Annotated in this window: 13 protein-coding genes and 1 pseudogene; 7 read left to right on the top strand and 7 right to left on the bottom strand. The window is 39.0% G+C overall.

From position 1 onward, the window contains the following. Positions 1 to 313: 313 nt before the first annotated feature. On the bottom strand, positions 314 to 643 hold the full coding sequence (locus GSM42_RS18750) for a hypothetical protein (RefSeq protein WP_160803079.1): 330 nt from the start codon (positions 641 to 643) through the stop codon (positions 314 to 316). Between the two features lie 189 nt (positions 644 to 832). Here GSM42_RS18750 and GSM42_RS18745 point away from each other — a divergent pair, with 189 nt between their 5' ends. Both GSM42_RS18745 and GSM42_RS18740 read left to right on the top strand, forming a co-directional pair. Further along, the gene (locus GSM42_RS18745) at positions 833 to 1,072 is read left to right on the top strand and encodes a hypothetical protein (RefSeq protein ID WP_160803078.1); all 240 of its coding nucleotides are present in this window, start codon (positions 833 to 835) and stop codon (positions 1,070 to 1,072) included. A 50-nt stretch (positions 1,073 to 1,122) separates the two neighbouring features. Further along, positions 1,123 to 1,431, top strand: coding sequence for a hypothetical protein (locus tag GSM42_RS18740; RefSeq protein ID WP_160803077.1), 309 nt, complete (start codon positions 1,123 to 1,125; stop codon positions 1,429 to 1,431). Between the two features lie 762 nt (positions 1,432 to 2,193). Here GSM42_RS18740 and GSM42_RS18735 read toward each other — a convergent pair. From GSM42_RS18735 to GSM42_RS18720, 4 genes are all read right to left on the bottom strand, one after another. Continuing rightward, positions 2,194 to 2,592: a hypothetical protein gene (locus GSM42_RS18735; protein ID WP_160803076.1), complete on the bottom strand. Its 399-nt coding sequence runs from the start codon at positions 2,590 to 2,592 to the stop codon at positions 2,194 to 2,196. A 409-nt stretch (positions 2,593 to 3,001) separates the two neighbouring features. Further along, positions 3,002 to 3,580, bottom strand: coding sequence for a hypothetical protein (locus GSM42_RS18730; protein ID WP_160803075.1), 579 nt, complete (start codon positions 3,578 to 3,580; stop codon positions 3,002 to 3,004). Positions 3,581 to 4,484: 904 nt separating this feature from the next. Then, positions 4,485 to 5,081, bottom strand: a complete 597-nt coding sequence (locus tag GSM42_RS18725; RefSeq protein ID WP_160803074.1) for a class I SAM-dependent methyltransferase — start codon at positions 5,079 to 5,081, stop codon at positions 4,485 to 4,487. A 528-nt stretch (positions 5,082 to 5,609) separates the two neighbouring features. Next, positions 5,610 to 6,476, bottom strand: coding sequence for a DUF6612 family protein (locus GSM42_RS18720; RefSeq protein WP_160803073.1), 867 nt, complete (start codon positions 6,474 to 6,476; stop codon positions 5,610 to 5,612). A 909-nt stretch (positions 6,477 to 7,385) separates the two neighbouring features. Between GSM42_RS18720 and GSM42_RS18715 the strand changes: the two genes are divergently transcribed. Together GSM42_RS18715 and GSM42_RS18710 are read left to right on the top strand one after the other, a co-directional pair. Then, positions 7,386 to 7,640 carry a hypothetical protein gene (locus GSM42_RS18715; RefSeq protein ID WP_160803072.1) on the top strand — a complete coding sequence of 85 codons (255 nt, stop codon included), beginning with the start codon at positions 7,386 to 7,388 and terminating at the stop codon, positions 7,638 to 7,640. Positions 7,641 to 8,109: 469 nt separating this feature from the next. Further along, positions 8,110 to 8,310: pseudogene (locus GSM42_RS18710) on the top strand (RNA polymerase subunit sigma-70); the annotation flags it as partial. 441 nt (positions 8,311 to 8,751) lie between these two features. Here the strand turns inward: GSM42_RS18710 and GSM42_RS18705 are convergent. Then, on the bottom strand, positions 8,752 to 9,027 hold the full coding sequence (locus tag GSM42_RS18705; RefSeq protein ID WP_160803071.1) for a hypothetical protein: 276 nt from the start codon (positions 9,025 to 9,027) through the stop codon (positions 8,752 to 8,754). A gap of 367 nt (positions 9,028 to 9,394) precedes the next feature. Between GSM42_RS18705 and GSM42_RS18700 the strand changes: the two genes are divergently transcribed. After that, positions 9,395 to 9,652, top strand: coding sequence for a hypothetical protein (locus tag GSM42_RS18700; RefSeq protein ID WP_160803070.1), 258 nt, complete (start codon positions 9,395 to 9,397; stop codon positions 9,650 to 9,652). Between the two features lie 530 nt (positions 9,653 to 10,182). Here the strand turns inward: GSM42_RS18700 and GSM42_RS18695 are convergent. Continuing rightward, entirely contained in the window at positions 10,183 to 10,392 is a 210-nt protein-coding gene (locus GSM42_RS18695) for a hypothetical protein (RefSeq protein WP_160803069.1), read from the bottom strand. A gap of 209 nt (positions 10,393 to 10,601) precedes the next feature. Here GSM42_RS18695 and GSM42_RS18690 point away from each other — a divergent pair, with 209 nt between their 5' ends. Both GSM42_RS18690 and GSM42_RS18685 read left to right on the top strand, forming a co-directional pair. Continuing rightward, on the top strand, positions 10,602 to 11,123 hold the full coding sequence (locus GSM42_RS18690) for a hypothetical protein (RefSeq protein WP_160803068.1): 522 nt from the start codon (positions 10,602 to 10,604) through the stop codon (positions 11,121 to 11,123). A gap of 642 nt (positions 11,124 to 11,765) precedes the next feature. Then, positions 11,766 to 12,272, top strand: coding sequence for a VOC family protein (locus tag GSM42_RS18685; RefSeq protein ID WP_160803067.1), 507 nt, complete (start codon positions 11,766 to 11,768; stop codon positions 12,270 to 12,272). The last annotated feature ends 179 nt before the right edge of the window (positions 12,273 to 12,451 follow it).

The following is a 12,451-nucleotide window of genomic DNA, read 5'->3' as shown; positions in this document are numbered from 1 at the left end:
TTGGTGCATAACATGCCAGAGACAAGTGATCTACATGCTAGAATTTGGGATCGCTTTTTTATATGGAGTGTGTATTTGTTTTCAAGGCTTGCATATTTGACAAGCATATTAAGGAGGTATATAAAGTAGTATTCTATGGAAGCTTTTTAATTTAAATGAAACCAATGTTTAGAGGGGGAATTAACCAATATAAGCTGTTCAATGTCTGAAAAATAGTGTAGTTATATTTAATGGAATTGGGGCAGTCACCTTCCACTACATGCAGCAGTTAGAAGGTGACTGAAAGAATCCAACAGGGATATTTACGGAGTTTTTACTTCTTTCGATTAGCCTTTACTAGGACGCTGATTTGTCGATTTGGAAAGATGTTGACCGTTACATCTGCTTCCAGACCCCTATCCTTGAGAGTGAATGTTTGCTGGCATGCACGATTTCGGGTTGCTGTGTAATCTCCAGAAACGATAACTTCTAGAGAGAGGGAAAGGCCCCTTTCTCCTCGAATGTTGCAGTCTATGGTTGTCTCAGGAACAGTTACCTTTACACTGATATTCCTTTCCCTAGTCGTAATCTTTTCGTTTTTGACAAGGGATGAACCAGATGCAGGACCGTAGCCTTCAACATCCTTCAACGTGCAACTAATCACTGATGCTCCAATTCGAAATCTGTTACGGCTCGAACTCCCTATGAATTCCTTGGATCATTTTACATGTTTTATACGTTTATTTAAAGTGTTTTATTTCTTTTTTAAATATATAACGAAGTTCCTAGAAGTCTCTCATAATGATTAATCTTTACCTCAAATTATTAGTCCGAAAAAGAGGAGCGTTCTATTTTGATAAACCTGAATGGTATTCGAAATTTGTTTCCACATCTTAAAATTAGGATGAATCATGAGAAGCAGCAAAATATGGTTGTTCAATATACTTTTGTCATTGCAGATGAGAAACAGGTAATCAATTATTCTGTTAGACCGAAGAAATTGGATACCATCAAATCTCTAGAGAAATTAGAAAAAGAGATTATAAACATATGTAGGATGTTAACAGACTACTATGCTAAGAAAAAAGGTTGATGTTTTGGTAAAATTAGAATAGTACCAACTGACTCACAGGGAGTAAGTATATGTGTGGAATGTGTGGTAAGACCAGCTCTGTCGGACGTATTCCCGGGGACCCGATCCTGGGGATGCTGCATCGCAAGATCGTCGACCTTTGTCGAGAGAGCCGACAGCTGGATCTTCTCATGCGGAAGAAGTTCCCCAACTACTGGAACTATGGCAAGTTTTGCGATGCCGTTCTGGAGAAGGTCAAGCAGGAGAATCCTGGTGTCTCGGAAGACCAGCTTTCTCAGCCTTTCCTGGAGGCGTTCAAGAGGGCTTTCTTCGAATTGATCAGTACTGTCATTGATGATCGACATGGTGATCACGGCTGAGTTCTGTGAGTCGGGTCAGGTCTGTAGGGATATGTTCCGTACAGATCTGGCCTGCTGTAAATCAAATTCTACTGCGAATTTTGTGTATAGATTTAATGCCCTCAAATCTTAGGTGTTTTTTGATTAGAGGGCATGTTTGTTTAGACATTATCTCATTAAAACTTTAGACCTAGCATAGATAGAAGATTTAGAGAACAATAAGAATTATAATTAGGTATCTAGTTAATAGCATAATTATACAAGAGAGTAGAGATGATGTATGTGAAAAGGTTTACTGTTTGTTGGGGTCTTGGGTATTCCTACCTTTATAGGAATACCCAAGGTGAGTTCCATAAAGAGAACCCACTTATCAGATTCTCTATTCGTTAGCTGGAGATTCGAACAGTCACACCAGCATCCGTTGTGAGTTCACCTACGGACAGCTGGGAGTAGTACCTTCCAGAGTTACTGAATTCGAGTACTTCGAACAGAGTCCCATCCGAGGAAAGATAGACCCGACCACGGAGGGATACACCATCCGTGTAACAAGCTTCTCCATCGTTGAATTCAACCGACTTAACATCGGTTCCATCGATCGTGACCTTCTTGTTACCGACGGTACCACTTTTCAGCATAATAATCCCTTTCCAACGAGTAGATTTGCTGTGAATTCAAATATATCATTTTTTTACTTTTATTTCTAGATTTAGTGTTCATTCAAAACTATTTATCAGTGTGAAAGGTATCTTGTGTTTCATAGATGTTTGGGAGTGTGATTTCAGCCTACCAAAGCGGAAGAAAACTAGGTTTTCCAATCACACAGACACTGCTTTGTACATGTTCACAGCGATCGTTGTATTGATGAAGAGATAAGATACGATAACCATTTACGAACAAGCAAATTACAATCATAATCAGGATTACTTTTGATGATAACTTTCCAACATACATAATAAATAATCCAATAAGGGAGAGAAAAATGCTAATACAAGCACTTAAATAAATTAATCCTGCTGCTTCTGGGTCAAAACTTAATACATTTGGATCTGCTTCTTCGTCTAGAGGAATGGCAGCAAAGAGTGTGAAAAAAAAGACGCAAATTACAAAGAAAATCAAAATTCCATATCCTAATTTTCTTTTAAAGGAGCTTTTTGTATGTAGTATTGTTGAATCATTGAACACCTCTGAGGCTCCTTTTCTATTTGTATATCTAATCTTTTGAAAGGCAGAAAAAAACCGCCTGAATCAAGTTTTAAGTAGTGGCTTTAGCTCCGATCATTGAGTGTAGGGGAAAAACAAGGAACTAGTAGATCATGCAATATAGCTTTGGCAAATCAGTAATTACAGAATTATGCAGATTGAAAAAAAGGAAACTGTGACAAAATCAACTTAAACTGTGAAATTTAAAAGTGTGGTCTAACCAGAGGACATGCAGATTCAATCTATTATATTAAATGGGAAGGACAACTGAACGAATCAGTTGCCCATTTTAGGGTTATGCCGAAGGCTTAATCCTAAAGAGGCTCACAGAACGATGGAATAACCCACCGTTCTGTGAGTTTTGTTCAGTATCCCTCAATAACGAGGAATGTTACTGCATACGAGGATTGATCTCCCTCGCACGCTCCAGGAACGTCGGGTCGGGCTGATTGGGACGGAACTCGCCCGTATTCGGGTCGATGTAGCCCCACTGACCCTTGTTCCCACGACCACAGACCATCAGCGTCAGCGTCCGGCCAGGGTCGTGGATCTCGGTGACCTCGTGGAAGAGATCGAGCGGAACATGGTTCTTGTCTCCAGCACGATGCTCCTCCGTGGTGGTGGTGACCTTGCCATCGACCACCTCGTACCGACTCTCTGTGTAACCGCCCATCAGCACGTAAGCTGTGAACGGCCACGGGTGGTTGTGGGGCATCGGAGCATCACCGGCACGAAGATCAGGCTTCATCCAGAGGTTGATCTTGACAGTACGATCCTCCGAACGGAGGACCAGATACTCAGCCTTGTATCCAACTCCATCAGGGTCGGGCACAAAGAACCAGTTGTCCTGATCGATGAAATTCCCCCAGGTGATCTCCAAGTCCGTCGTGTGTGTTGCGAGTGCCTCCGTTGCGCGATCGAACATCTCCCGATCTACAATGAGACCAGGGATGACCTGAACTGACTGCATGACTTTTCTCCCATGTTGGGGGACAATGACAGTTTCATTATATAGCATTAGTTATAAGCAGTACATAAAAAGAAAAAAGTTATATTTAAATGTAGAAGCGATGAAGAGTATGTTATTAATCAAAAAAACATCAATCTAATCCATCCATAATATTGGGGATACTTCTTAATGAATATTTTTGAGTGCTATACAAAAAGGCAATCTTCTGTTCTGGTGTATCAAATACGATTTTTCTCATGAGCGAGATGCAGGCAACGCTCTTTCCACTCGATTTGATGGATGTAGTCACCGTGAAAGTGAACCTCTCCATTTGCGCTCGGATGATTCTCCGAGGTGAAGACAACCCCATCGTATATTGGGAGGGAAAAGTATATAAATTTACAGATTTCCGTAAGAATGATCGCAACTTTATCATTTTATCAAACTTAACTTCCAGAATTTATATTAGAGTAATTGGTTTAATATTGACTAAATAAATGTAGATATAAGGTTAAATTGTACGTGTTCATTAGAGGTGGGAAAGCAATGGAAGACTCTGTCATGCTTCGTGCCATGGAACTGGCTCCCGAAGCTGGTCGGGAACGACCCAACCAGGATGACTTCGATCAGGCCAAGGATGAGCACGACAAGGGAATAATCAAGTGACCTTGTAGGCATGTATAAGCGCCTATAGGGACAAAAGCACCCTCTGGGATAGATTCGGTTTCAAATCGAGTTTAAGACCAGAGGGTGCTCACATTATTAGGTATTCATGGCTTTATAAAACGAGGGAAGTGATCTTGTAAGATATTTTGCCGGATCACTTTTTTAATCCTTAGAAACAGCATTCAAATTTCATTCAAATTTACTTATATAACAAAAGTGATGAAAATATTTCAAGAGGTTTATGAGGTGCTGTAAGCGATTATGGAATGAAGTTGGCGCAGAAAAATAATTCATTGTACAAAAAGCATTTACGAAATCGCTCGATCACTTGGCATTCTAATCCTTGATCATGAAAAAATTGAAGATAACTTTCTTCTTCCCGAATATATTTGCCTTTATCAAATTGATTCATAAAAAAATTGGAGAGTGGGTTTTTAGCATGGAAACAAGGTTCCATAACAATAATTGAACCATTTGGTTTTAAGATGCGTTTAAATTCCTGTATATACTCGACAATGTCATGAGAAGGAATATGATGCAGCACAGCAATGATTAATATATAGTCCATACTATCGTCTTGAAAGGGTAAAGTATGGTTGTGAAGGTTGTAAAAACGGTGATTCTTGTATCTTTTTCGTGAGTATGACACTCGTTTCTCGTCAGGATCTATTCCCTTATATCTTTCAGGAGGGAACAAAGTGCAATTCGCTCCTGTGCCAGACCCAAAATCTAAAACAGTATGATGGTCAAATCGAAATCTCATCCTTAATCGGTCGTGTATGTATTTTTTGGTTATCCAATTTGGTCGAACCATCCATTGGTAAAGAGATGGGGAAATTTCCTTGTTTAGGTTCATTTGTGTTGGTCCTTTAAGCTCTAAATGTAAAAGCATTGGGTTAAAAAAGGCAGGTTTCATTTTTGATAAAAACATAAATATGTTTTTTTATTTTGCGATTCTTATGCTAAAAGAACGGTTTTACTTAAAATACCCTTCTTTTTATGAACTATTCACATGCTGTATGGGAACTTCTTTTGGTAAAAACGAAGGAGGCACAAGTGGCACATACAGCTCTAAGCCATTATTATATGGGTGAAATATGCCTGCAAGTGAAAACGGGCAAAACCGCAGCTTCTCTTCTTCCTTATGTAGGATTTAAATGAGGAGGATTAAGGATATAGCAATAACTACGAGACTCCCAAGGGTACATAAGATCGTCATTCTTTCGTTTTTCTTACGACGACTGAAACAAAATTCGTAAGCTACTCGAAGTTGTATGAAGATATGAAGATCTGTTTCGTGGTCTACAAACAAAATGAAAAGGATAACCTATTTTACACAGCTATCCTTCATCCATATCATTTGATGTAATACATGGAGAAACCTTTATTTAACTGCTGTGTGGTGTGTGGTGAGTGCTTCTTCAGGAACTGTGATCGATTTTGTATTCCATTTAAAAATATGCGTTTGATACTCATCTGTCTTGATAACATCTCCACTTTCTGCCGTGGTAGTAGAGAGCTCATGCTGCTCTACTTTTTGTGTGAGCAGGGTTTCTTTATCTATCGTAATTTTGACGGTAGAAAGGGGAATTTTTTTGATTGCATTGACATTAGCAAATCCTTTGCCGCCTTTGCCAAAACCCATAATTTCTGTTTTTTCTTCTTTATTGGTTAATGTGAGTTCAAGTACATATGCATTTTGAGACTGCGTAAGCTTTACTTGTTTTTGATTCGGTTTTAAGTTTGCTAATAGATAAGAAGGGTCTAGGAATATGGGACTTTCATACAATGTTTCTGAAAGTGTAGAACTTGTTGGTTTGGCTTTCGTCCAGCGATCCGTACCATCGCTGCCCCAATTAAAATAATGTTTATAAAGGGTACCATCTTTCACGTATATTTCTGTTTGGGTGTCTGGTTGCTTCTCTGTGTCAGTAGCTCGAGTCTCGTGTATACGTTCATAGAGATGATACTGATTGCGATCAATAAACGTAAAAGATATCGTGTCATTCTTTACGATGTGATTGCGATAATCAGTTTTTGTATTTTCTTCATCAGAAGTATATTTCTTTGTATACTCGACTTGAAAACTTTTCATCTTTTCCATGGCAGCTGTTGATTTTTCGATTGCCTCTGACACGGAAGTGATTGGTTTGGGTGGATTCTTTTTGGGAATAACTGAAGAGTTGGTTTGAGAAGAACAAGCGCTTAACAAGAATAAAATAGCAATGCAAGGTATGATCCATTTTTTCATCGTAACAGCTACTCCTTTTTTAGGGATAACCCTATTATAGGCATAGCCTAGTTGTTCGTATATGATTATGCTGTTATTTTTTCTTATTTAAAAGTTTGTTTCCTTGTTTTATATATATGAATACCTATCTTTGAAATTAGCTTGAGTCTATGTTTGTTGCTATTAGCGACTGGATTTTGTTTATAGAACCAAGTAATCAGAGGCCTGTAGCAATTGATTTTTGAGTTATGATGATAAAATGGATTCACTTATCGATCACAAATGTTCTGTAAATCAGTCGCGGCTAGGGTATGTGTGATTGAAGCACATCCCTAGCCGCGATTGCTTGAAGGGGTGTCCCCATCAGCTAGAATCAGCCGATCATAAGCTTTTGACTTTGATCAATCATGATTCTGTTTCATTTTCACTTTGCCCTATTTGGAGTGGGGCATTTTTTTGCAGGATTGGACCTTAGGGATGCTGATTGCACCAAGCGCACTTGTGCTCGTGCTTCTTACGGGCATCGGTCCAAGCGTTCTGGTCGTTCTCCTTGCTTTTAGGTACTTGCACGCCGTTGCAGATGTGCCTGAGTGTATGGGGGGGAGCCCCTTGCTGACGTGCTGGACATAGTTCATCTTTTGGTGAGTTAATTGGTTCTGGCCAACTGTAGTTACAGTTTTGTGTCACCATTGTTTCGGACATGTCTGTTTCTCCAATCGTAGCCTACTTCTACACATTCTCAAAAGTTGATCAATAAATCAACCTCTAATTTTTGAATAAACTATCCACTAATACAGTCTACCAATTCTAATAACAAAGTTGTATGACATCTTTCATCTATCGACTATGGTATATTACACAAAATTGAAATTATTGATTTTTGATATATACTTAAGTAAGCTTATCATCCTCCCCTATCTAGGAGAAAACATGCCCTTGACTATCCATACTGGTAGTGAAGCAAAACAGGCTCTAGAAGATTTTGAGAAAAAGGAGCTGAAAGGATTTCATCCCATTATAAGAAGTAACCTCAAAGATGCCGCTCGAACTTTGGGGAATATAAGAGCAACTCGTCGGGATATCCTTCGTGTGATGGATTCTCTTAGTGACATCATGAAAACTCATCGCCATCAGGTTCTGGCTGAAGTGCATCATTACTGTTTGAGAATGACGGGGATGGATTGATGATTAGACGGACCAGATTTTGTGAATACAGAAAATCTGGTCCAGCTATTTTTTGAACAAATAAGAGGGAAATATAAGTAAATAATCCCAGTGACAGGTTTTTTTATGATAGACTGCAAAGTATAATTTTTAAGGCTACCACGATTAAATATTTCGTTAACGTGGATCCCTTGCCATACCTTAGAATTTTTAAATATTTACTGGGACTCCTCTCCCTTATCGTCTCGAAAAAGGGAATAAGGAATAGTCACTAAAAAATCATTGTAGTGCTCCTTTTAACGTGAACGTTTTGATTCCAAATAGTATCCTCGATCATTTCTATCCACACATTCTTGATTCAACGCTAATTTTCCTCATTCCTTCCTTTCATGTCCATAAACAAAACCTACCCATATTCTGAGCATACCTTGCATAAAAATAAGAATGCTAATAATAAATGAATACATGTACAAAAGCTAGGGAGGTTCTCATGCCAGGGATAATAACTGCACTGTCGCTTCTTATTAAAGAGATGATGGTATTTGTTTCTTTTATAAAGAGCAATGCTTTTCCCCAGCCATTGTCAGAGCAAGAAGAAGAACTTAATCTAAAGAAAATGGCTGATGGGGACAGCTATGCTAGGAATTTGTTAATTGAGCATAATTTGCGTTTAGTAGCTCACATTGTCAAGACATTGTAAGCATGAAACGATGTAAAAATATCGGGATGAATGTTGGGTTTCAGCGGGGAGTTGTACCAGTTTCGAAGAAAATGTGCTGTGGGAGAAGAAGATTATGGTGGAGTAGAAACCTAGTGTTCGGCTTAAGTGAATGTTGGACAAGCGTTTTAACAAGGAAATTTAAATGTATGATCAAACCTTTCTCATTTTTCGATGAGGGGGTGAAATATCGGTAATACCTTGAATGGAGTTTTTCAATGGTAAAACCGACCTTCGACGGTAACAGAACTATATAATGAAATCTATCTAAGAGACTAGAGCAGCTCCCTTGTCACTGAACCTACTATATAACTTTACAAACAGAAGTAAGTCTATTCGGAAAGTAGCAGCATAAACCACAAGACGACAAACAACTTCTGCTGTCTGTCGCCTTTTTTTGGTCATACCATGTATTTAGAGCTTACGCCTCAGACTGTTAGCATACTCTACTGCCTTCGGAAAACTCGGGAAGCGACTCATCTTCGGGTCCTTACTAAATCCATTGACCATATAACCCGCCTCTTGCATCACAGTAGGACCTCCACAAATGACATAGATATCGCAAAGGTCGTTGTCATAATTCATTTCCTGTTCAAAAGGCTGAAGCAGAGTCCTAACCTTCGCACGATCTCCCGGCTTTGAATAGTCGAGTCGCTTGATAGCCTTCTTAACATCACCAAGCTTAGCCATGGTTGACCTTTCTCTATTTTCCTCTAGGAAGGATTTCTTCCAATTTTGATTGGATCTTAAGAAAAAGTCTTTTTAAATAGGATACATGAAATTCGGACAATAAAATTCCTATTTATCATGTCATTAACTGAAAAAATGGTGATGAGTTTGAGCTTGTAATTCGATTGGATCAAAAACAATGTGATTGGGGAGAGGAAAACCAAATGTTCGGCTTGAGGTAATATGGCAGCAGCAAGTTTAAATTTTTATCTTGAAAATTAGATTCTATTGTAATATTCTGATTTTAATCTCATGAGTTTTGCAAAAAGTGCAAAACTCCACGATAAAGCGTGGGTTTATCAACCATGAGAGCTACAGAGGAGTCAATATGTCGCAGGAGCAGTACGAGCAGGAGCGGGCCAAGAATGAGAAGAACGAGAAGGATCTGAACTGGTGCGCGAATCGTGCCCTTGCTATCTACGATCGAGGGATGAAGGAGTACGCGATTGACTCCTTTATTAATGATGTCACCAAGTGCCCCGGAATCGCATGGGTAGCCCCCAAGGCTAAGGTAGTGCTCCGTAATGCTCTTGGTAGCCGGGAGGAGTTCGAGAAGGCTCTGAGGGGCTTTAACGTCTCTGATTGACCTCTGGACAGCCCACTTCCTTCATAAGGAAGTGGGCTGTCAGTGGTAATTAAGCTGAAAGTGGCTTGAAAATATAAATTATATAAATGGGTGGGTCATTTTTTGTTTGAGAAGAAAATCAAACATGACAAAAATTTTTTTCAGTAAATTCATAGTAAATCAAAGAGAATCCTGTATTTGCAATTGAGGATGCTACAGTCTTTTGTTATTTTCTGAATAGTTATATAATAAAAGTAAGTTACCACAAGGGTATCTTTCAATTCACTGGAGCTATATGGAATCAATCTATCCGATGGTGTACTCTAGACCATCATCACCTCATGGGAACAGGCGAAAGAGACCTTCAAAAGAGAAGGAATGTCACAAAACTTCCGGGATAAGCTGCAGAAGGCACTCCAAAATACTCGTCAGAACGTTACTTTCCCTTCTCACGGGAAAGAGAGGAGAAAACAGTTCGGACGGATGAACAGGAGGGAGCAACTCGCTGTCCTTGAAGAGATCGTCGATCTTTGGAAAGAGGTTAAGCGACTTCATAGCAAGGGATCGATGCATCGGCTTCTTTCCACACTGAAGAAGGTCATCACGATCATCGCAGAGGTGTTCTGACCAACAGAGGCAATCCTGCCTGAATAAGGAAGAAGTAATTCTTCCCAAGCTGGATGATTCGCTGGTAAGAAGATTTGGCTAGCGAGTGGAGCTCTAATGAATCCTGACGATAAGTTAGTGTTATCTATCTCCAATCCAGTTTGCCCCTTATTTTTCTGAGAAGAATAAGGGGCAACTAATTTTTATATCATTGCGAGCGAGAAAACCCACGGTTTAAATCGTGGGATGAAAGCAAGATGGTAGGATAATTTTTGGATATACTTGACAAATAGCAAACATACGATCTATGATATTCGCAAAATTCCAAACAAGGGTATATCTAAACTGAAGGATGCAAATGAATATGGATCAACAAAAAAAAGATCACTTCCAGCATAGAATCAAAGTAAATAAACAACGAAATCAACGAAAACGGCTACTTGAGCTGATACCTGCACATATATCTCAAGTGTTGGAGAACACGGAGTATCTCACTTCACCAGCGAGAGAGGATGTTTTACAAAAAGTGCAACAGCGCTGGAATGGAGAGCTGTATACATATGACTTTCGCTCGAGGTACCCAGAGTTTGTCAAGGCATTTAGTTGGGAACAAGAAGTCATTTCCTATGTGCAAACGTTAACGATTTGGGCAGGGCAAGTGTATTTGTATTTAGGAGTCCCGGATAGTCCGGTATTTGTAGCAGATAGGGAGTGGGTGAGAGCTAATTTTGCGGTGTTATGGCAGACGATTGATTATGAAGATATATGGGTGATTTCTCAGGAGGCTGATGAAGGTATCATTGTTTGTGGTTATGTAGGATATTTGGCAGAAAATCCAAATCCAGCAGAGGTTTATTATGAGGTTGTCTCTTGGGATGGAGAATGAAGATTGTTTACTGTAATCAACTCAGATAGGGCAAGAACTAACAACTGAACGACGAACCTTGATTTTCTCAACAAATGGAAAACCACATGATCTCTAAGTATATAGAGGTAATGTGGTTTGTTTTTACTTTTTATCTAATATGCCATCTTGAACCATCCACTCATCAGAAGAAACAATTCAGATAGAATCGTAAAGACAAATCCAATTGGTTAAGGTGGTTGATCCGTTTCTCTGCGTTTCATCCCTTCAATGATCAACTCGAAAAGAAGAAAAGCAAAATCACCTTGAATATCTGTTTTATGGAGAATGTCATAATGCCGATTAGATTATCCTTTATTGGTGTAAATCATTCTAATCATAGAGGAAATAAGGATACAAGTGATTATAAAGAGCCTAATTGGGATATGTGAACGATGCGTAATTGAGTTGTTACACTAAAAATAAAATACAGGATTTATCTGGGATACAAAAGTTCAGAAAGATATTATTTTATGAAGTCTAGAATCCTGACACACAAGATGTCAGGATTGATGAATTATTCTTTTGTTAGCTGACGCTGTTTTTTGTGAAGACCATTGTACTTTGAACTGAAAATGGATTGTTTTTTGTGGATTTTACTTACAAATAAAAGGAGAAATATTTATGCAAAAGCCAAATACCCCTGAAGGATATAACACTATCAATCCTTTTATCATTACGAAAGATGCGCTCAACTTCATTGATTTTTTGAAGACAGTATTTGGAGCCGTAGAGGATATGGAGGGACACACCGTGGATACCGACGGCCTTTTGCTCCATTCGGAACTAATAATAGGCAATTCTCGTATCATGATCGCTGAAACAAAACCGGATTGGCCTTTTACGCCAAGCCTACTACAAGTATATGTGGATGACGTTGAGACTACTTTAGAGCAGGCCCGAAAACTGGGCGCAAAGATTGTCACAAATCCCATTGATTTTTACGGTGACACATTATCTCGGTTTATGGACCCTTGGAATAATCTGTGGTGGGTTTATCAACATAATCCTCAGTTTGAAACTCAATGGGACGAAGATGCCAGCAGCGACACATCTTGGGAGCCCACTAAAGAAATGGAGTATATCCACGATACGTTGTTAGAGGCAATGAAAAACTTAGGCAAAAGATAGTATAAGTTCACTCTGCAGAAAGTAGCGAAGTGGATAAATTAAGAGGAGAAAAACCAATCATAAATTTAGATGTCAATTCAATAAAGGAAATCACAAAACGAAAGCAGGTAAAATAATTTACTGATCCGTTTTGTGAAATCTAAAAACAAATGGAAAGGATAGCCGTATTATAATACGGC

Origin of the sequence: Shimazuella alba (assembly GCF_009831235.1) — a bacterium.
GTDB lineage: Bacteria > Bacillota > Bacilli > Thermoactinomycetales > Thermoactinomycetaceae > Shimazuella > Shimazuella alba.
This window is presented reverse-complemented; position numbering and strand designations above follow the sequence as displayed.